This is a genomic window from Pseudacidovorax sp. 1753, assembly GCF_040544975.1.
Lineage (GTDB): Bacteria > Pseudomonadota > Gammaproteobacteria > Burkholderiales > Burkholderiaceae_C > Xenophilus.
In genome coordinates, this window is record NZ_JBEPKY010000037.1 from 1 (window position 1) to 19679 (window position 19679).

Annotated in this window: 15 protein-coding genes and 1 pseudogene; 11 read left to right on the forward strand and 5 right to left on the reverse strand. The window is 70.2% G+C overall.

Annotation, left to right across the window (positions count from 1 at the left end):
- Positions 1–168: 168 nt before the first annotated feature.
- The 8 genes and pseudogenes from ABIC63_RS28840 to ABIC63_RS28875 all read left to right on the forward strand — a co-directional run.
- Positions 169–1329 (forward strand): annotated as a pseudogene (locus ABIC63_RS28840) (AAA family ATPase); the annotation flags it as partial.
- Positions 1330–1374: 45 nt separating this feature from the next.
- A complete protein-coding gene (locus ABIC63_RS28845) occupies positions 1375–2370 on the forward strand; it encodes a M91 family zinc metallopeptidase (protein ID WP_354322315.1) in 996 nt (331 codons plus the stop codon).
- A 186-nt stretch (positions 2371–2556) separates the two neighbouring features.
- Entirely contained in the window at positions 2557–3861 is a 1305-nt protein-coding gene (locus tag ABIC63_RS28850; protein ID WP_354322316.1) for a tetratricopeptide repeat protein, read from the forward strand.
- Between the two features lie 19 nt (positions 3862–3880).
- Positions 3881–6772, forward strand: coding sequence for a type VI secretion system tip protein TssI/VgrG (locus ABIC63_RS28855; protein WP_354322317.1), 2892 nt, complete (start codon positions 3881–3883; stop codon positions 6770–6772).
- A gap of 24 nt (positions 6773–6796) precedes the next feature.
- Entirely contained in the window at positions 6797–9370 is a 2574-nt protein-coding gene (locus tag ABIC63_RS28860; RefSeq protein ID WP_354322318.1) for a DUF2169 family type VI secretion system accessory protein, read from the forward strand.
- An 85-nt stretch (positions 9371–9455) separates the two neighbouring features.
- Positions 9456–10514 carry a pentapeptide repeat-containing protein gene (locus ABIC63_RS28865; RefSeq protein WP_354322319.1) on the forward strand — a complete coding sequence of 353 codons (1059 nt, stop codon included), beginning with the start codon at positions 9456–9458 and terminating at the stop codon, positions 10512–10514.
- 17 nt (positions 10515–10531) lie between these two features.
- Entirely contained in the window at positions 10532–11212 is a 681-nt protein-coding gene (locus tag ABIC63_RS28870) for a DUF3540 domain-containing protein (RefSeq protein WP_354322320.1), read from the forward strand.
- Between the two features lie 29 nt (positions 11213–11241).
- A complete protein-coding gene (locus ABIC63_RS28875; RefSeq protein WP_114802058.1) occupies positions 11242–11637 on the forward strand; it encodes a DUF4150 domain-containing protein in 396 nt (131 codons plus the stop codon).
- A 5-nt stretch (positions 11638–11642) separates the two neighbouring features.
- On the opposite strand, the gene ABIC63_RS28880 is transcribed toward ABIC63_RS28875, so the two are convergent.
- Complete coding sequence (locus ABIC63_RS28880; protein WP_354322321.1) at positions 11643–12215, reverse strand: hypothetical protein; 573 nt, start codon at positions 12213–12215, stop codon at positions 11643–11645.
- A gap of 194 nt (positions 12216–12409) precedes the next feature.
- Here ABIC63_RS28880 and tagH point away from each other — a divergent pair, with 194 nt between their 5' ends.
- Entirely contained in the window at positions 12410–14338 is a 1929-nt protein-coding gene (gene tagH / locus ABIC63_RS28885; RefSeq protein WP_294377714.1) for a type VI secretion system-associated FHA domain protein TagH, read from the forward strand.
- 52 nt (positions 14339–14390) lie between these two features.
- Positions 14391–15164: a PP2C family protein-serine/threonine phosphatase gene (locus tag ABIC63_RS28890; protein WP_294377712.1), complete on the forward strand. Its 774-nt coding sequence runs from the start codon at positions 14391–14393 to the stop codon at positions 15162–15164.
- A 111-nt stretch (positions 15165–15275) separates the two neighbouring features.
- Here the strand turns inward: ABIC63_RS28890 and ABIC63_RS28895 are convergent, their stop codons facing one another.
- From ABIC63_RS28895 to tssA, 4 genes are all read right to left on the reverse strand, one after another.
- On the reverse strand, positions 15276–15767 hold the full coding sequence (locus ABIC63_RS28895; RefSeq protein WP_294377709.1) for an Hcp family type VI secretion system effector: 492 nt from the start codon (positions 15765–15767) through the stop codon (positions 15276–15278).
- Positions 15768–15892: 125 nt separating this feature from the next.
- Positions 15893–17386 (reverse strand): type VI secretion system contractile sheath large subunit, encoded by a 1494-nt coding sequence (tssC, locus tag ABIC63_RS28900; protein WP_294377707.1) that lies wholly within the window; start codon positions 17384–17386, stop codon positions 15893–15895.
- A 31-nt stretch (positions 17387–17417) separates the two neighbouring features.
- Complete coding sequence (gene tssB / locus ABIC63_RS28905; protein ID WP_017759093.1) at positions 17418–17930, reverse strand: type VI secretion system contractile sheath small subunit; 513 nt, start codon at positions 17928–17930, stop codon at positions 17418–17420.
- Positions 17931–17985: 55 nt separating this feature from the next.
- Complete coding sequence (tssA, locus tag ABIC63_RS28910; protein ID WP_354322322.1) at positions 17986–19053, reverse strand: type VI secretion system protein TssA; 1068 nt, start codon at positions 19051–19053, stop codon at positions 17986–17988.
- Positions 19054–19124: 71 nt separating this feature from the next.
- Between tssA and tssJ the strand changes: the two genes are divergently transcribed.
- Positions 19125–19658, forward strand: coding sequence for a type VI secretion system lipoprotein TssJ (tssJ, locus tag ABIC63_RS28915; RefSeq protein WP_294377699.1), 534 nt, complete (start codon positions 19125–19127; stop codon positions 19656–19658).
- Positions 19659–19679 lie beyond the last annotated feature (21 nt).

Here is a 19679-nt window from a genome sequence, read left to right on the forward strand (position 1 = left end):
CGGGGGGGGCCCGGGGAGAAACAACCCCGTGTGCCACGCCCCAAATGCCAGTGAGTGGGACCACACCAGGCAAACACACCCCCCCCCCCCCCCCCCCCCCCCCCCCCCCCGGGGGGGGGGGCCCCCCCCCCCCCCCCCCCGGCAGCGTCTGCAGCGTCTGCAGAGGGCGCGCCCCCACCCCAACCCTCCCCCAGCGGGGGAGGGAGCGAAGACTCCGCCGCCGCTGGGGCAGTGGGCGAAGACCGCGAGGCCATGCTGGTGCGGCTGCGCGCGCTGCAGGCCGAACTCGCCACGCTGCAGGGCGAGTCGCCGCTGATCCTGCCCACCGTGGACTACCAGGCCGTCGCGGCCGTGGTGGGCGACTGGACGGGCATTCCGGTCGGCCGCATGCAGCGCAACGAGATCGACACCGTGCTCAAGCTGCCCGTGCTGCTGGGCCAGCGCGTGATCGGCCAGGACCATGCGATGGAGATGATCGCCAAGCGCATCCAGACCAGCCGCGCGGGCCTGGACAACCCCAGCAAGCCCATCGGCGTGTTCATGCTGGCCGGCACCTCGGGCGTGGGCAAGACCGAGACCGCCCTGGCCCTGGCCGAGGCACTGTACGGCGGCGAGCAGAACCTCATCGTCATCAACATGAGCGAGTACCAGGAGGCGCACACCGTCAGTTCGCTCAAGGGCGCGCCCCCTGGCTACGTGGGCTACGGCGAAGGCGGCGTGCTGACCGAGGCCGTGCGCCGCAAGCCCTACAGCGTGGTGCTGCTGGACGAGGTGGAGAAGGCGCATAGCGACGTGCACGAGCTCTTCTTCCAGGTCTTCGACAAGGGCTTCATGGAAGACGGCGAAGGCCGCACCATCGACTTCAAGAACACGCTGATCCTGCTCACCACCAATGCCGGCACCGACCTGATCGCCAGCATGTGCCGCGACCCCGAGCTGATGCCCGATCCCGAGTCGATGGCCAAGGCCCTGCGCGAGCCGCTGCTCAAGGTCTTCCCGCCCGCGCTGCTGGGCCGGCTGGTGACCATCCCGTACTACCCGCTGTCGGACGAGATGCTGGGCAGCATCGTGCGGCTGCAGCTGGGCCGCATCAAGAAGCGCGTCGAGGCCCGCTACAAGATCCCGTTCGAAGTGGGCGACGACGTCGTCAAGCTGGTCGTCAGCCGCTGCACCGAGAGCGAATCGGGCGGCCGGATGATCGACGCCATCCTCACCAACACCATGCTGCCGGACATCAGCCGCGAGTTCCTCACGCGAATGATGGAAGGCAAGCCGATCGAGCGTGTGCAGGTCGGCGTGGTGGACGGCAACTTCAGCTACGGGTTCTGACACCCGCGATCGCGCGCCTCGCACTCACACTCCAAAGAGGTCCACATGACTGAGTTCTACAGCAGCGGCATCCAGATCAAGGGCGGCCGAATCCGCAACAACGTCCCAGCGGCCTTGTCGGGCGCCAAGGCGAAGGATTTCGTCGATACCACCAGGCGGACGCTGGACGCCATCAAGGCGACGGGGATGGGGCGGCAGCTCCTGAACGAGATCAACGCCAGCGGGCATGTGGTGAAGATCTACCGGACGTGGGACATCGAAGAAGGGCCGTATCAGGGCGGCGAAGACGTCGACCCATCGATGGTGGTACCGCTGGACGAGGTGGTCGGCGGTGAACTCGAACTTCACCGGGTTCTGGAGCGTGCATGCGAGGACCTGAGTGGTCGCTCGCGGGTGAAGAAGTTTCTGGGCATCGGCCGTGCGCGGCCGCGGTTCATCGGGCGGGACGCCGTGGCGCGCCTGGTGGGGGTGTCGCCGAGCGTGCTCAAGCAGATGGAAGAAGGCAAAAAATCCATCGATCCCAACACCGACGCGAAGCTGCGCGTCTACCTGTACGACTTCCTGACACCTGGCCCGGGCAGCGACTGCCTGATCGCGTTCAACCACAAGAAGCTGAACTACAGCGAAGGGCACATGAAGCATCTGCCGATGTCGAAGAGCCCCCTTCACCTTCCCTTGCCCGTGGTGCTGGCGCACGAACTGACACATGCCTGGCGCGTCATGACGGGCCGGGTCCTCTTCCTGTATGGCTGGGAGGAGGAGGCAATGACGGTCGGCCTGCCGCCTTTCTCCAGCATGAAGTTCACGGAGAACCGCTTCCGCATCGAGTTCGACAATACCGGGCTGGCAATCAGGCCGGAGTACGCCTACCTCGACTTCAATACCGGCATCATCGATCCGAAGGGCGCCGGGATCGACCAAGACAAGAAGTGGCAGGGCAAATCGTCCGCCATCGAACCCCGCGTCAAGGACGTCCTCAAAGGCGCCATGGAAAAGCGCCGTGCGGCGATGGGCTACGACGGAGACGATGATGATTTCTGAGCCCGTCCCCGCTGCGTCCTGTAGCGATCATCCTGCCACGCTCGTGCAGTCGTGACACGTACACCTGCCATGGACAAGCGGCTTTCCGCGGCTCTTGTACCGAAGCGCCACCCAGGCGGTGATGCGACGGCGACGGCCGCGGCGGCGGCAGCCATGGCCGGTCCGGCGCCTTCGGTCGAGCTGGACATGGCACAGGTCCTGCAACTGGCAGTGGCGTGGCATCGCGAAGGTCGCCTGGATGCGGCCGAACGCATCTACAGGGCCCTGGCCGACGGCGGCGATGCCAACGTCCTGCACTTCCTGGGCATGCTCCTGCATCAGAGAGGCCGCTCCGACGAAGCACTGGCCTTGATGGAACGCGCCATCGCCGCGGATCCGACGGTCGCCGACTGGCACAGCAACCTTGGCAACGTGCTGCTCGAAGCGGGGCGGCTGGACAAGGCGGCGCAGGCCTACGAGCGCGCCCTGGCACTCGCGCCGGAGCGCGCGGCCTTCCACAACAACCTGGGCGTGCTGCGGCGGGAGCAGGGCCGGCTGGACGAAGCCGAACAGGCCTATCGGCAGTCGATCGCGCTGGCCCCGGACTCCGTCGATGCCCGCACCAACTGCGCAAGCCTGCTGCTGGCGCTGGATCGCCACGAGGAAAGCCTGCGGATGTTCTGCGAGGCGTTGCTGCGCTCGCCCCGCCATGCCAAGGCCAAGCGTCTTCTGGGCATGGCCTTCTTCAGCGTGGGTCGGCTGGCCGAGGCGGCCGAGGTGTACCAGGGTTGGCTCAAGGACGAGCCCGACAACCCCGAGGCCGCCCATCACCTGGCGGCGTGCACGGGCACCCTGGTGCCCGAGCGTGCGGCCGACGGCTACGTCGAGTCGGTGTTTGACGGCTTTGCCAACAGCTTCGACGCCAAGCTGGCCATGCTGCACTACCGCGCCCCGGAGCTGGTGGCCGGCCAGGTCGCGTCCTGCCTGGGCGAGCCCCGTGCGTCCCTGGACATCCTCGACGCGGGCTGCGGCACCGGCCTGTGCGGGCCGTTGCTTGCACCCTTTGCTCGCCATCTGGAGGGCGTGGACCTGTCGGCCGGCATGCTGGCCAAGGCCGAGCCCAGGCAGGTCTACCACCGCCTTGTCAAGGCCGAACTCACCGCCTTCCTGCAGCAGAGCGAAGCGGCCAGCCGCGACCTGATCGTCTCGGCCGACACGCTGTGCTATTTCGGCCGACTGGCGCCTGTCTTCACGGCGGCGCACGACGTGCTGCGGCCGGGCGGCTGGCTCATCTTCACGCTGGAGGCTGTCGATCCCGATCTGCACGGGCAGCCTCTCTCGTCCGACGGCTTCATCCTCAACCCCCACGGCCGCTACAGCCACGACGGCGCAGCGGTGCGTGCCGACCTGGAGGCCGCCGGCCTGGAGCCCGTGGCCTTCGATTCCGTGCATCTGCGCAACGAGAACGCCCGGCCCGTGCAGGGCTGGCTCGTCGCCGCCCGCCGTCGCTGACCCACCCGACATCGCCACCATGGCCACACAGGAATTCCGCATCGAAAGCGAATCGCCCGTCAACGGCGAGCTCATGTTCTGGGGCATCGTCGGGCACGAGGGCCTGAGCCGGCCGGCCGCCTACGAGCTGTCGGTGCTCTCCAAGGCCAACGACCTGGACGCGCGCGACGTGCTGGGCCATGCCTTCGACGTGGTGGTGGAGTTCCTGGACCCGGGTGGCAACACGCACCAGCGGCATTGCCAGGGCCATGCGGTGCGCTTCGCGCGCCTGGGCGCGGTGGGGCGCTACTTCGAGTACCGCATCACCCTGCGCTCCTGGTTCTGGCTGCTGACCAAGCGGACCAACGCCCGCATCCACCAGGACAAGAGCGTGCTGGAGGTGATGGACGCGACCTTCGAGGACAGCGCCATCAAGCGCTTCAAGAAGACCAAGCCCAGCGGCGTGGTGGGCGAGCACAAGCCGCGCACCTACTGCGTGCAGTTCGAGGAGAGCGACTACGACTTCGTCTCGCGCCTGCTCGAGGACGAGGGCATCTACTACTGGTTCGATGCGCACGACGCGCCGGGCACCATGCTGCTGGCCGACGGCGCCGGCACGGCGCACGACAAGCTGCCCGTGGTGCACGAGCTGCCGATGGCCACCGGCGGTGGCGAGGAGCGCTTCGACGAGATCCTGCGCTGGTGCGATGCGCAGTCGCTCGGCAGCGGCCGCTATGCCTCGCGCGACAGCGACTTCAAGAAGATCCGCACCGTACTCAAGTCCGACGCCGACGCCTCGGGCGAGCACGAGCTGAGCGACCTGGAGGTGTTCGAGTTTCCGGGCGGCTACTTCGAGAACGGTGCGCTCAACCTCAAGCTGGGCGCGCGCATCGACCAGATGGTCTCCGAGCGGCGGCAGCACTGGGCGCTCACGGCCTGGCCCGACGTGGCCGTGGGCCGCTGCTTCGACTTCAGCGGCGATCCGGACGGCACGCGCGACGGCGCCTACCTGATCGCGGGTTGCACGCTGGTGCTGATGCACCCGGGCTACGAGGGCATCGATGCGCCGCCGCGCGAGGAGGCGGCGGGGCGCCTGCTGATGGCACTGCTGGCCGACGACGCCGTCAACGCCCAGGTGCTGGACGCGCTGGGCCGGCTGGTGGCCGAGGAGCCGCTGCTGCACACCGGCCGGCGCGGGGCGGGCCTGTTCCTGCTCACGGCCCTGCCCGCGGAGACCACCTTCAAGCCGCCGCGGCTCACGCCGCGCGTGCGCATGCCGGGCCCGCAGTCGGCCATCGTGGTGGGGGCACAGGGCAAGGAACACGACGTGGACGCCTTCGGCCGCGTCAAGGTGCACTTCCACTGGGACCGCTACGACGCGAGCAACGAGAAGTCCACCTGCTGGATCCGCGTGTCGCAGCCCTGGGCCGGCAAGGGCTGGGGCGGCTACTTCGCGCCGCGCATCGGGCAGGAGGTGGTGGTCGACTTCCTCAATGGCGACCCGGACCGGCCGCTGATCATGGGCCGCGTCTACAACGACGACCAGCCCATTCCCTATCCCAGCGCCACGCAGAGCGGCTTCAAGACGCGCTCCACGCCTGGCGGCGGCCCCTCGAACTACAACGAGATCATGTTCGAGGACAAGAAGGGCGCCGAGCTGGTGAACATCCATGCCGAGCGGAACATGTCGACCTCGGTGGAGGTGGACGATTCGGTGAGCGTGGGCCGCGACCAGAGCGAGACGGTGGACCGAGATCGCACGTCGAAGGTCGGCCGCAACGAGACCACGGTGGTGGTCGAGAAGCAGGAGAACACCGTCGGCCAGCGCCAGGTCAACACCATCGGCGGCGGCGGGCAGCTCACGCAGGTGGCGGGCTTCCAGGAGAACATCTACCACGCCGGCCAGAAGACCTCGGTCAAGGGCATGCAGGGCCTGATCGTCACGGCCAACCAGGACGTGGCCATCGGCGGCTTCCAGAAGACGGCCATCGGCGCCAACATGGACGTGGGCATCGCCGGCTTCCACACGGTGTCGGTGGGCTCGGACACGGCCTTCATCACCAACGGCAACACCAAGATCCAGTCCGGCGGCGACCACAACGACGTGACCAATGGCAAGCACGCCATCATGGCCAACGAGGTCAAGATCGTCAGCAACTCGAACGTGACGACGATGGCGGTGGCCAACATCGACGCGACCTCGGTGGGCTCCAACACCACGGTGCTGGGCGCCAACTCCAGCGGCTACATCGGCACCAACAGCGAGGCCAACATCGGCATCGCGCGCTCCACCTTCATGGGCATGAGCATGGAGAACGCGCTGGCGATGAGCATCTCGAACTTCGCGGGCATCCAGATGGAGAACGTGCTCGCAGTGAAGCTCGCGAACAGCGCCGGGCCCAACCTCACCACCGAGGCCCTGTGGGTGGACATCTCTCCCATGAAGATCCTGCAGGCGGGCGCGCCGAGCGCGGCAGCCGCCGCAGCCGCGTCGCAGGCCGGCGCCATCGTGGCGGCCGCGATGGGGGTTGGCGCGGTCATCCGCGGTGCGTTCGACGTGGCCGCCACGATCAAGCAGTACGTGGATGCGGCCAAGGCGCTGGAGGACGCCGCCAAGGAGGCGAAGGCCCAGGGCCTCACCGATCTGTCCGGCCGCCTGAACCGCATGGCGACGACGGCCCGGTTGCGCGCGGTCGAAGGCGGCGCAGCCGCCGTCAACCCCGGCGCGCTGGCCGTGGTCGTGGCGGGCGAGAGCGTCAACTCCGACGTGGGCATGGCCAAGACCGTGTGGGACACGGTGACCGGCGCCGAGGAGGCCGGCCCCGCCAGTGCAGGCCTGGACGGCCCGGCCAAGCCGGGCGTGCCGCCCATGCCCGACCTGCCGGCCATGCCCGAGATGCCCAAGCCCTACCAGCCGCCCGGGGGGCAGTGAGCACCGATGCAGGTCCACAAGCCCATGTCCCTGGGACTGTCCACACGGCCCATCGAGTACCGCCGCCGCTACGGCCTGTGCGTCACGGCCAGCCTGCACATCCCCTTCGCCCAGGCCGAAGGCGGCACCCTGTGGGGCGAGCAGTCGATGTGGACCTTCCTGGCCGAGGAGATGGCCGTCCCACTGATCGACGAGGGCATCGCCAAGCTCACGCCCGAGTTCCTGGTGCATGGGCGCGCCCATGCCGATCCCGCGCGCCCTGGCGCCTGCGCGGTGCGGGCGCAGGTGGGCCCGCTGCAGAAGACGCTGCTGGTCTTCGGCGAGCGGCACTGGCACGGCGATCGGCCCACCGCCCCGCAGCCCTTCGAGTCCCTGCCGCTGGACTGGGCCCATGCCTACGGCGGCGCCGACTTCGCGCTCAACCCTGCGGGCCGGGGCCGCACGGCCGTGGACGGCGTGCACTGGCTGCCCAACATCGAGTCGCCCGCGGCGCGGCTGCAGCGGCCCGACCAGGCCGTGCCGCCGGCCGGCTTCGGCGCGCTCGAACCCCTGCACCCGTGGCGCGCCGCGCACCGCGGCACCTATGACGAGTCCTACCTGCGCGAGCATGCGCCCGGCTTCGCGCCCGACCTGGACTGGCGCCACTTCAACATGGCGCCGCCGGACCAGTGGTTCGAGCAGCCGCTGCGTGGCGACGAGGCCTTCGCCTTCGACCACCTGCATCCCACCCGGCCCCGCGTGGAAGGCCGGCTGCCCGGGCTGCGGGCGCGCGTCTTCGCCGACTACGCATTGGCGGGCGGCGAGACCCGGCTGCGCGAGGTGCCGCTGCGGCTGACCACGCTGTGGTTCTTTCCGCACGCGGAGCGGGCCATCGCCCTGTTCCAGGGACTGGCCGAGATCGCCACCGACGATGGCAGCGACATCCGCTGTCTGCTGGGTGCCGTGGAGCGCGTCGGCGCACCGCGGGACGATGCCCACTATGCCGCCGTGCTGGACAAGCGGGCCGACCCGGCCATGGGAGCCCTGCAGGCGCTCAACGACGCGGACCTGCTGCCCGAGGGCCTGGACGACCTGGACCCCGACGCCGAGCTGCGCCGGCAGGCCTTCGCGGGCGACCAGCTGCAGGCCGACGCCCAGCGTCGCCGCGCGGAGTCCGAGGTCACCCTGGCGAGGGCGCAGGCCCGCGCCCTCGGCAAGGACCCGGACGCGCTGGGGCTGCGGATGCCGCCGGTGGACCGTGCGCCGACGCGGCCGGCCGAGCTGGTGGCCTACCTGGAGCGTCAGCAGAAGGAGGCGCAGCGTCAGCACTGGGCCATGCTGGACGACGTGTTGACGCAGGCCGAGAAGGCGCTGGAGATGGCCGCCCGCCAGAAGCTGGACCTGCCCGCGCTGGCGCATCGCGGGCCGCCGCGCTTCAATGCCGAGGAGCGCCTGGCCGAGATGGCGGCGCTGGCCCAGGGCCGGGCCTTCGACCGGCCAGGCATGCACGCCGGCCTGGTCCGGCAGGAGGCGGCCGAGCGCATGGGCTACCTGCAGTCGGCCCATGCCCAGTTGCCTGCCGCGCCCATGGCGCCTGCGCCCGCCCGCGCGCTGCGCGCCGAGATCGAGCGCGCCGTGGCGGTCGGCCTGCGTCAGTTCGCGCGGATGGACCTGACGGGTGCCGACCTGTCGGGCCTGGACCTGCGTGGCTGCGACTTCGCGGGCGCCTGGCTGGAGAGTGCCAACCTCTCGCAGGCCAACATCTCCGGTGCCGACTTCACGGCCGCCGTGCTGGCGCATGCGGACCTGCGGGGCGTGGTCGCCGTCGGCACCCGGCTGATGGGCGCCAACCTGGGCCGGGCGCGGCTGTCCGGCGCGGTCTTCGACGAGGCCCAGCTCGAACAGGCCACGCTGATGCACTGCGGGTTCGGCGACACGCAGTGGCGCCGCGCCACCCTGACGGGGGCGATGCTGTTCGAGAGCCAGTGGGGCCGGGTGGACTGGACCGGTGCGGTGGCGCCGGGCCAGACCTTCCACAAGCTCGACCTGCAGGGCCTGGTGCTGGCCGAGGCCGACCTCACGGCCGCGACCTTCATCGAATGCGCGCTCGATGGCGTGGATCTGCGCGGCGCCCGCCTGTCGCAGGCCACCTTCATGGGATGCCGGCTGGCCGGGGCCCGCCTGGGCGGCGCGCTGCTCGATGGCGCGGTCTTCGCACAGCAATGCGATGCCGCCGGCGCCGATTTCAGCCAGGCGCGGCTGGTCGGTGCCAACCTGGGCAGCATGGGCCTGGCGGGCGCGCGCTTTGCGCAGTCGCGGCTGGACGGGGCCTTCCTGTGCGAGGCCGACTTCACCGGTGCCGACCTGCGTCTGGCGAGCGCGCAGGGCGCACTGCTGCGCCGCACGCGGCTGCGGGGTGCGCAGATGGCCGGCATCAACCTCAAGGACGCCGTGCTCCAGCATGCCGACCTGCGCGGTGCCGATCTGCGCCGCAGCAACCTCTTTGCCGCCGACCTGTCGCGCGTGCGGCTCGACGGCGACGTGCGGCTGGAGGGCGCACTGCTCACCCGTGCACGCACCTGGCCCCGGCTGACGCCGCAACAGCAGGGGGCGGCATGACCCGGTGCGCCTTCCTTTGCCGCTGCACCTGGCCGAGCCGGGGCCGCACGCAGCCGCCTCGGCGGGCGCGGAAGGGGGGGCGGCCGTGACGCTGTCCCTGCACAGCCTGTCTGCCGCCGTGGCCGTCGGCGAACTGATCGAGGCACTGGATCTGCGCAAGGGTGCCTACGGCCGGGCCGACCTGGGCGGCGGCATCTTCAGCCGGTGCCAGTTCGGCGAGGCCGACCTGCGCGAGGCGGACCTGCGCGAATGCGTCTTCGACCAGTGCGACCTGCGCGGCGTGCTGATGGCGGGCGCACTGCTGCGCAAGGCGGTGTTCAACCGCTGCCGGATGGACCATGCGGACCTGCGGTCCGCGATGCTGCACGGCGCGGTGCTCACCGAGTGCCAGGCCCCGCATGCCCAGCTGGGCCAGGCCCAGCTGTCGATGGCCCTGGTGAGCAAGACGCGCCTGGACCACGCCGTGCTGCGCGGGGCCGACCTGGACGCCGCCACCTTCAGCGAGACCAGTCTGCTGGATGTGGCCGCCGAAGAGGCGGTGTGGCGCCAGACGACGCTCTACCAGTGCGGCATGCAGCACATGAGCTGGCGCGGTGCCCGCCTGGAGCGCGTGGCCTTCGTCGGGGCGGTGCTGGCCGGCATGGACTTCCGCGGTCTGGCGCTGCAGGGCTGCCAGTTCCTGCAGGCCGATCTGCGTGGCGCGGACTTCAGCGAAGCCCTGATCGCCGGCTGCAACTTCCAGCAGGCCAGGCTGGACCAGGCCCGCTTCGCGCGCGTGCGGGGCAGCCATGCGCTCTTCTGCCAGGCCGAAGGCAGCCAGGTGGATTTCCGGGAGGCGCAGCTGCGACAGGCGCTGTTCACCGGCGCGCAGCTGCCGGGCGCCTGCTTTGCCGGCGCCGACCTGTTCCAGGTGCACCTGGCCGGCGCCGCGCTCGCCGGTGCCGACCTGCGGGGCGCCGAGCTGGCCCATGCCGACCTGCGTCATGCGGACCTGACCCAGGCCGACCTGCGTGGCGCCGGCCTGATGCGCACGGTGCTGCATGGTGCCCGCACCGAAGGCGCGCAGATGAGCGACCGTGCACGCGCGCTCGAGACCGATCCCGATCTGGCCCAGGCCGAACAATGGCAGCCCGTCGCGGGCTGAATCCCAGGAGCAACCCCATGTCCCCGAGCCCCCGCGCGGCAGCGCGTCCCTCTTCCCCCAGCCCTTCCACCGCGACGGCCTCTCGCGCGGCCAAGGCCATCGATGCCGAATGGTGCGTGGGCGTGGTCACGGCATCCGGCGCCGAAGGGCTGGCGGTGGTCAGTGGTGGCCTGCAGGTCCAGGCCCGGCGCGCGGTGGGCTGCCTGCTGGCGCCGCGGCCCGGCGACACGGTGGCCTGCCTGCGCGTCGCGCCCGCACAGTGGTGGGTCATGAACGTGCTGCAGCGCGAAGAATCGGACGCGCCCCATCTGCTCAGCCTGCCCGGGGACGCCCTGCTGCAGGCGGAGGGCGGCACGCTGTCGTTGCAGGCCGAAGCGCTGGACCTGCGCGCCGGCCGCAGCCTGGCCATCACCGCGCCGCAGGCCCAGGTGGCGGTGGACGGTGCCGACGTGGTCGGACGCCAGCTGCGCGTGAGCGCCGGCGTGTTCAAGCTGGTGGGCTCGGTGCTGTCGACGGTGATGGAGCGTGTGCAGCACCACAGCCGCCATTACCTGCGCCGCACCGAGGGGATGGACCAGGTGCATGCCACGCACCTGAACTGCGAGGCCGAGCAGACCCTGCGGCTGTCGGGCGAGCACGCGCTGGTCAATGGCGAGAAGCTGGTGAAGGCGCGGGGCGCGCAGATCCACTTCGGCTGACGCCTTTCATCCCCATCGAGGAGCGCCGCATGTTCGCCAACTGCCAGGTCATGGGAACCGACATGGGCTTCCCCGACGTCTGCCTCACGCCCGCGGTGCCCTCGCCGATCCCGGTGCCGTATCCCAACATCGCCATGGGGCCGATGGCCATCCCCAACTGCCCGACCATCCTCATCATGGGCGGGCCGGCGCACAACCTGGGCACCACCATTCCCATGACCAATGGCGACAACGCGGGCGTGCTGCTGGGCGTGGCATCGGGCACGGTGATGGGGCCGAGCCGGCACCTCACCGGCGCGTTCACCGTGCTGCTGCAGGGCATGCCGGCCTCCCGGCTGACCAGCATGTCGCTGCAGAACAGCACCAACTGCCCGGGCGTGCGCGTGGTGCCGAGCCAGCCGGTGGTGCTGCTGCTCGCGCCCTGAGAGCCTCAGCGCGGCGGCGGCGGCGTCCACTCGCGCGCGATGTCCTGCGGCGTCTTGGGCGGCGGGAAGTACAGCGACTCGCGCCGGTCCCAGTCGAGGCGCACCACGCTGTGGGCGAACTGCCGCAGCTCGTTGGACGCCGCCGTCGTCGATGCCTCGCGCTCGCGCCCATCGGTCAGCACCTCGCGCACCTGGCCCGCCTCGAAGCGCACGCGCATCACCAGCGGCCGCGCCGTGCCGTAGAGGCACCGCAGCCCGCTGTACACGTCCTGGATCTGTTCGCCGGAGCGCAGCCGCACGTCGTACTCGAGCAGGTTGCTCTTGGTGCGGTTGCCGGGGCCGTAGCGGCAGCGCGCCACCACTTCGTCGATCTCGCCGAGCCACGCGCGGGCCTGCTGCGGGGCCTGGGGCAGCAGGCCGGGCGCCCATACGGGGTTCATGCGGCCGATCTCGGCGTCGATGGCCTTCTGCAGCAGGTCGGCCAGCACGGGGTTCGGCGTGTCGCCGGGTTGCTCACGGTCGCCGCCACCGCCCTGGCAGGCGCCGAGCAAGGCGGACAGGAGGGTCAGGAGGCCCATGGTTCGACTCCTTGAAGGCAATGGCGGCATGCGCCGATTAGACGATCCGGGCGGTGCGTTTTCCAAAGGCCTGCGCACGGGCGACGGCATACCTCTTCCGGCGAGATTGCCAAGGCGTCGGGCCCTATGAATACTGGCCCGCACATCGGCGAGCGGCGGCCTCGCCGCCTTCGCGCGCAGCGGGAGCCCCATTCATGATCGAAATCGTCGTCGTCGGCCGTCAAGGCGCCCCGATGGGGCGGCCCATGGCCGCCCGCTTCGGCCCCCAGGGCGGCACCATCGGCCGCGCGGACACCAACACGCTGGTGCTGGACGACCCGGACCGCACCGTCTCGCGCGTGCATGCGCAGGTGCTGTGCCGCGGCGACCAGTACGTGATCGTGGACCGCGGCAGCAATCCGATGCAGTGCAACGGCGTGCCGCTGGGCGCGGGCAACGAGGTCGCGCTCATGGGGGGCGAGCGGCTGGTGATCGGCAGCTTCGAACTCGCCGTGCAGCAGCTGGCGGCGGCCCCGTCGCCGAAGGCCGCGGCGATGGACCTGCCCACCGACTTCGGTGCGCCGGCGTCACCGAAGCCGGCCTTGCCCGACGACGATCCCTTTGCCGATCTGCTGGCGGGGCTTGCGCCTGCGGCGGCGCCCGCCCGTCCGCCGGCGGCGCCTGCGCCCTCGGCCGCGGGAGGGCGCGAGCTGCCAGCAGCCTTCGCCGATCCACTGGGCGCGGCGCCCCGTGCGGCCCCCGCATCGGCCGGCGATCCCTTCGGCGGTCTGCTGGGCGGCCTGCCGGCCGCGTCGGCGCCGCTCGACGACTTCTCGGACTTGGGCCTGCCCGCGGCCTCCAATCCCACGGCCAACGCGCAGCGCATCGACGATCTGTTCGGCCTCGGTCCCGCACCGGCGGGCGCCGATCCGCTGGCCCTGTCCCCATTGGCCGATCCGCTTTTGCAGCCCAACACCGCCGCAGCCGCGTCCGACCCCCTGGCGGCCCTGCAGCAGCGACCCGCGGCAAGCCAGGCGCCTCGCAGCGACCACGCGCCCATCGGGCAGTTCGGCTTCACGCCGCCGCGGGCGAGCGCGCCCGCGCCTGCCGCGCGCCCGGCCGACGGTGGCGCCACCTTCGACGACACGGCCGGCGAGCCGATCCGCATCGGTCGCGCCTCCGTGCCGCGGCCGCCCGCGCCGGTGGCCGCGCCGTCGCCGCCTGCGCCGGGAGCGGCGGCGCCGACACTGCCCGTCGCGGGTGCATCGGCGGCAGTGCCCGATCCCTTTGCGGACCTGCTGGGCGACGAGCCTTTCGGTCCGTCGGCGGTCGCTGGCGGCGGCTTCGACGATCTGCTGGCGCCTGCCCCAGCGCCTGCGCCGGCCCCTGCGGTGGCGCCGGCGGTCGCTGCGCGCGCCCCGGTCGCCATGCCGCAGCCCGCGCCTGCGATGCCGGCCGCGCCGGTGCCTGCCATGGGGGGGCCGCCGTCGCCCGCCATGCCGACGGCCGGCGCCTTCGACGCAGGCACCGGCACAGACTCGGGCGAACTGCTGACCGCCTTCCTGCGGGGCCTGGGCGGCATGCACCAGCCGCCCGCGCAGCTCACGCCCGCGCTGATGGAGCGCATCGGCGTCATGCTGCGCAGCGCCACCGAAGGCACGCTGCAGCTGCTGCTGACGCGCCAGGAGCTCAAGCGCGAGGTGCGTGCCGAGGTCACGATGATCGCGGCGCAGGCCAACAACCCCCTCAAGTTCTCGCCCACTGTCGAGGTCGCCCTCGGCCATCTGCTGGGCCCGCAGCTGCGCGGCTTCATGCCCGCCGAGGCCGCCATGCGCGATGCCTACGACGACCTGCGCGCGCATCAGTTCGGCGTCATGGTCGGCCTGCGCGCGGCGCTGGCCGCCCTCATCGCCCGCTTTGGCCCCGAAGAGCTCGAGAAGAAGATCGCCGCCCGCTCGGCGCTGGACAGCCTGTTCGCGGCCAACCGCAAGGCCAAGCTGTGGGACCAGTTCACCGCGCTGTACGGCGCCATCGCCACCGAGGCCGAGGACGACTTCCACAGCCTCTTCGGCAAGGCCTTCCTGGAGGCCTACGAAGCGCAGATGGCCCGGCTGAAGCAGCCGCCCGGCAGCGGCACGACCTGAGACACCGAGAGGCAGGAGACCCCAACGATGACAACTGCGACGAGGAGCGCGCGTGGAAATTGAGATCGTCACCCTGACCCGCCAGGGCGGGCGTGACTACAACGAGGACGTCTACGGCCACTGGTACGACGATCGCCATGTGCTGTGCCTGGTGGCCGATGGTGCGGGCGGCCATGGCGGGGGCGACGTGGCCGCGGCGACGGCCCGGGCCAGCCTGCTGGGTGGCTTCGCGCTCGAGCCCGGCCTGGCGCCGGGCCTGCTGCGCCAGCTGGTCGCGCAGGCCAACCAGGCCATCGTCGCGCGCCAGGCCGAGGGCGGCAAGCTGGCCGCCATGCGCACGACGCTGGTGATGGCGGCCATCGACCTGGAGGAACATGCCATGGTGTGGGCCCACAGCGGCGACAGCCGGGCCTACCTGTTCCGTGGCGGCGCCGTCGTGGCGCGCACCGTGGACCACAGCCTGGTGCAGCAGATGGTGGCCGGCGGCATGCTCGACGACGAGGGCGCACGCCTGCATCCGCAGCGCAACGTGCTGCTGTCGGCGCTGGGCTCCGCCACCGAACCGCCGCAGGTGGACATCTCCGACCGGATGCGCCTGGAGCCCGGCGATGCGCTGCTGCTGTGCTCGGACGGCGTGTGGGAGGTGGTGGGCGACGAAGGCCTCGCCGCCTGCCTGCATGCCTCGCGCACGCCGCGGCAATGGGTGGACCAGATCGACGCCCAGATCGTCGGGCGCGGCAAGCCCGGTCAGGACAACTACACCGCCATCGCCTTGTGGGTGATGCCCGACGGGCATGACGACGCGACACGGCTGATGCCCGGCTGAGCAGCGAAGGGCCCGGGCGCCCGTGTGGCGTCGGCCGCCCTCGCGGCACAAAGCAAGACGCCGGCATCTGCCGGCGTCTTGCTTGGGATGCGGTGTCGTCCGCAGCGTCCGTCAGCCGAAGGCCTTGTTCTCGGCAATGTTCCAGGCGGCCGTCTTCACGCCCTTGCCGCCGCCCTTCTGCGTCTGCGGGTCGTACTCGAACTTGAACTTGGCGAAGTTGAAGACGACGTTCTCGGTCAGGCGGTCCTCGCCGCCGCTGCCGCCGGTGCTCACGCTGCTGATGATCACTTCTTCCATGGTGATCTTGATGTACTCCAGCGGATCGTCGCCGGCCTTGCGCACCACCAGCGTCATCTTGTCGTAGTGGGTGCCCTTGCAGCAGGCCAGGATCAGCGCATGCGAGGCCGCGTCCACGTACTTGGTGACGCTCAGATCCTGCACGTTGACCTTGCCGGCGCCGCCGCCGCCGCCGCCGTGCATCGTGCCCGACTGGGACATGCCCCAGCTCCAGGCCAGGATGTCGAGCTCCTCCTTGTGTTTTGCGTCCCTCGACTCGCCCTTGATCTCTGCGCCTTCGATCTTGAGGAACATGTCTACTGCCATGATGTGCACCTTTCAGTTGGGTGGGAAGTGATTGGGCTTTCCTGCACAAGCGCCGGAAAGCTGTCTGGAGAACGAGAGGCGGTGCGCCTTTTCAAAAGGGATTGCGCGCACCGTGGGGACCTGGATCAGGCGCCACCCTTGGCCGAGGGCAGCTTCGACACCAGTCGCAGCGACACCGTCAGGCCTTCGAGCTGGTAGTGCGGGCGCAGGAAGAACTTGGACGTGTAGTAGCCCGGGTTGCCCTCGACCTCCTCCACGATCACCTCGGCGGCGGCCAGCGGCTTGCGGGCCTTGGTCTCTTCCGATGACGTGGCGGGATCGCCGTCCACGTAGTTGGTGATCCACTTGTTCAGCCAGCGCTCCATGTCGGCCTTCTCCTTGAAGCCGCCGATCTTGTCGCGCACGATGCACTTGAGGTAGTGCGCGAAGCGGTTGCAGGCGAAGAGGTAGGGCAGGCGGGCCGCCAGGTTGGCATTGGCCGAGGCGTCCGGGTCGTCGTACTCGGCCGGCTTGTGCAGCGACTGCGCGCCGATGAAGGCCGCGAAGTCCGAGTTCTTGCGGTGGATCATCGACAGCAGGCCGGCCTTGGACAGCTCGGCCTCGCGGCGGTCGCTGATGGCGATCTCGGTGGGGCACTTCTGGTCCACGCCGCCGTCGTCGCTCGGGAAGGTGTGCAGCGGCAGGTTCTCCACCGCGCCGCCCGACTCGATGCCGCGGATGCGCGAGCCCCAGCCGTATTCCTTGTACGAGCGGTTGATGTTGGTGGCCATCGCATAGGCGGCGTTGGCCCAGGCGTACTTGTTGTGGTCGGCGCCGGCCGTGTCTTCCTCGAAGTCGAATTCCTCGACCGGATTGCTGTTGGCGCCGTAGGGCGTGCGCGCCAGGAAGCGCGGCATGCACAGGCCCAGGTAGCGCGAGTCGTCCGATTCGCGCAGCGTGCGCCAGCCGGCGTACTCGGGCGTGCCGAAGATCTTGGTCAGGTCGCGCGGGTTGGCCAGCTCCTGCCAGCTGCCCATCTGCATCAGGCTGGGGTTGGCGCCGGTGATGAAGGGCGCATGCGCGGCGGCCGCGATCTTGGCCATCTCGCCCAGCAGCTCGACGTCGGGCGGCGTGTGGTCGAAGTGGTAGTCGCCCACGATGGCGCCGAAGGGCTCGCCGCCGAACTGGCCGTATTCCTCTTCGTAGACCTTCTTGAACATCGGGCTCTGGTCCCAGGCCGCGCCCTTGAACTTCTTCAGTGTCTTGGCCAAGTCCTGCTTGGAGACGTCCATCACGCGGATCTTCAGGTTCTCGTCGGTCTCGGTGTTGTTGACCATGTAGTGCAGGCCGCGCCATGCACTCTCGAGCTTCTGGTAGTCCGGGTGGTGGATGATCTTGTTGACCTGCTCGGTCAGCTTGGCGTCGATGGCGGCAATCATGGCCTGGATCGACTGCGTGACGTCCTTGCCGATCAGCGCCGTGTTCGACAGCGCCTGCTGCGCCAGCGTGAGCACGGCGGTCTCGACCGCGCTCTTGGCCTCGTCGCTGCGGGGCTTGAATTCCTTCTGCAGCAGCGATGCGAAATCGCTGCCGGCGTACTCGACCTCTTTCAGCGCATTCTGCTGAAGTGCTTCTGCCATGGGGTTCTCCTCGATCCTGGGCGGGTGGGTGTCAGGCGGCACTGTCTTCGGCCGGCTTCTTGGCGGCGGCCAGCGACTGCAGCAGGGCCGGGTCTTCCAGCACCTTGGCCAGCAGTTCCTCGGCGCCGCCCTTGCCGTCCATGTAGGTCACCAGGTTGGACAGCTGGTTGCGCGCTTCGAGCAGCTTGTTGAGCGAGTCGACCTTGCGCGCGATGGCGCCGGGCGAGAAGTCGTCCATGTTCTCGAAGGTCAGCTCCACCTTGAGTTCGCCCTCGCCGGTGAGCGTGTTCTCGACCGCGAAAGCGGTGCGCGGCTTCATGGCCTTCATGCGGGCGTCGAAGTTGTCGACGTCGAACTCCAGGAACTTGCGCTCGGCCACCGGTGCCAGTGGGTCGGCGGGCTTGCCCGACAGGTCGGCCAGCACGCCCATCACGAAGGGCAGCTGCACCTTCTTCTCGGCGCCGTACAACTCGACGTCGTACTCGATCTGCACGCGCGGCGCGCGGTTGCGGGCAATGAATTTCTGACTGCTCTTGGAAGACATGCGGAAGCTCCTTGAAGGAGTGGGGGGTGAAGCGTGTGGCGGGGCCGGCGGCGACTCAGTCGTCGTCGCTCGGGGCACGTGCGCCGGTCACGTGCTCGATCGTGCTCATGGCGTCGGGCGCCAGGTTGGCGATGATGTCCAGGAAGCTCACGCCGATGAGCTTCTTGGCGCGCTCGATGAGCAGCGGTGCGGGGTTGCCGGGCTCGGTGCGCTGCAGGTAGGCGATGACCTTGTCGAGCATCAGCAGGGCATCGGCGCGCGACTGGATCTCGCCGCGGATGGGGGCACCGGCGCCGGGGCGGCCCGGGCCGCCGTTGTCCGCGCCGTCACCGCCGTCCTCGCCGCCGGTCGGTGCGGCGTCGCCGCCCTGGTCGGCCGCGTCGCCCGCGGCCAGGCCCTGTGCGGCCTGCCCCAGCATGTGCCCGATGGTCCTCAGGCGCGCCAGGTCCACGGCGTCGCCCTGGCTGCTGCGTTCGTTCAGGACCTGGCGCAGGCCGTTGACGGCGGGCCCGGTGGCAGCCATGCGGTCGGCCACTTCGGGCTGCGATTGCACGATCTCTTCGAGCCCGCCCTGCACTTGCGAGGCGGAGTAGCCGGCGTCGTCGCCCAGGGGCTCCAGGACGCCGCGTGCAATCGCGATGTCGCGCACCCGGATGCGGCCCACGCTGCGCGCCGTGCCCACCCAGGCGTCGTACAGGTCGCGCACCACCAATGCATCGTCGGCCAGCGGCGCGAGCGCATTCAGGCGCATGGTGGGGTCGTTGTCGTCGTCCGCATCCAGCATCGGATGGATGTGGTCCCACTGGCTGTCGAGCAGGCCGGCGAGCAGACGCATGCCGGCCAGGAAGCCCTCCAGGCCCTGCAGCCGGGTGCTGGCACGCAGCAGGTGCATGGCCACGCGCACGTCCTTGGTCCGCCGCAGCAGTGCCTGGGCCGCCTCGGCCACCTGCGGCCATTCGGGCTCGACGGCGGGGATGATGGTGTCGCCGAACTGCTGCTCGGGTTTGCCCTGGGCCGAGGTCTCCAGCGCGATGAACTCGGGGTCGTACTCGAGGTCGTCGCCGCAGGGCGATGCCTCGCCGATGGGCTCCAGCAGTGCGTCGACGATGTCCGGGGTCAGCATGTTGCCTGTCAAATAGTGCTGGGGATAATCGAAGATGCCCACCCCAGGGTCAATGCAACGAAGGAAATAGCATGCAGGCGCCATCCCCCCAACGTTCGTCCTATGGCCGCCTTGCGCGGCGCTCGCTGGGGCGTGGTCTTCTTGCCGGTGCGGTGCTCGGTCCGCTGCTGCTGGCCGGCTGTGCGGCGCCGCCGCCTCCGCCGCCCAAGCCCATCGTCACGCCGGTGGTGCTGAACCTCAAGGGCGGTGCCGACGCCAACCCCGATGCACGCGGCCGGGCTTCGCCGGTGACCGTGCGGGTGTATGCGCTGAAGGCCTCGCAGTCCTTCGATGCGGCCGACTTCTTCACGCTCTTCGACAAGGACCAGGCCACGCTGGGTGGCGACCTGGTGCAGAAGGAGGAACTGCTGCTGCGCCCCGGCGACAGCCGCCGCATCGAGATGACGCTGCCGGCCGATGCCAAGGCGCTCGCCTTCATGGCTGCCTACCGTGACCTGGAGCGGGCCCGCTGGCGCGAGGTGCGGCCGGTGGAGCCGGGCAAGCCGGTGAAGCTCGACGTGACCTTCGGCGCGCGGCAGATCCGCATCGAGCCCTCGACGCCCTGAAGGGGAGCGTGGGCTGCGAGT

Coding starts and splice junctions, on each gene's coding strand:
- ABIC63_RS28845 (WP_354322315.1), top strand. CDS start 1,375: ATGACTGAGTTCTACAGCAGCGGCATCCAGATCAAGGGCGGCCGAATC.
- ABIC63_RS28850 (WP_354322316.1), top strand. CDS start 2,557: ATGGCACAGGTCCTGCAACTGGCAGTGGCGTGGCATCGCGAAGGTCGC.
- ABIC63_RS28855 (WP_354322317.1), top strand. CDS start 3,881: ATGGCCACACAGGAATTCCGCATCGAAAGCGAATCGCCCGTCAACGGC.
- ABIC63_RS28860 (WP_354322318.1), top strand. CDS start 6,797: ATGTCCCTGGGACTGTCCACACGGCCCATCGAGTACCGCCGCCGCTAC.
- ABIC63_RS28870 (WP_354322320.1), top strand. CDS start 10,532: ATGTCCCCGAGCCCCCGCGCGGCAGCGCGTCCCTCTTCCCCCAGCCCT.
- ABIC63_RS28875 (WP_114802058.1), top strand. CDS start 11,242: ATGTTCGCCAACTGCCAGGTCATGGGAACCGACATGGGCTTCCCCGAC.
- ABIC63_RS28880 (WP_354322321.1), bottom strand. CDS start 12,215: ATGGGCCTCCTGACCCTCCTGTCCGCCTTGCTCGGCGCCTGCCAGGGC.
- tagH (WP_294377714.1), top strand. CDS start 12,410: ATGATCGAAATCGTCGTCGTCGGCCGTCAAGGCGCCCCGATGGGGCGG.
- ABIC63_RS28895 (WP_294377709.1), bottom strand. CDS start 15,767: ATGGCAGTAGACATGTTCCTCAAGATCGAAGGCGCAGAGATCAAGGGC.
- tssC (WP_294377707.1), bottom strand. CDS start 17,386: ATGGCAGAAGCACTTCAGCAGAATGCGCTGAAAGAGGTCGAGTACGCC.
- tssB (WP_017759093.1), bottom strand. CDS start 17,930: ATGTCTTCCAAGAGCAGTCAGAAATTCATTGCCCGCAACCGCGCGCCG.
- tssA (WP_354322322.1), bottom strand. CDS start 19,053: ATGCTGACCCCGGACATCGTCGACGCACTGCTGGAGCCCATCGGCGAG.
- tssJ (WP_294377699.1), top strand. CDS start 19,125: ATGCAGGCGCCATCCCCCCAACGTTCGTCCTATGGCCGCCTTGCGCGG.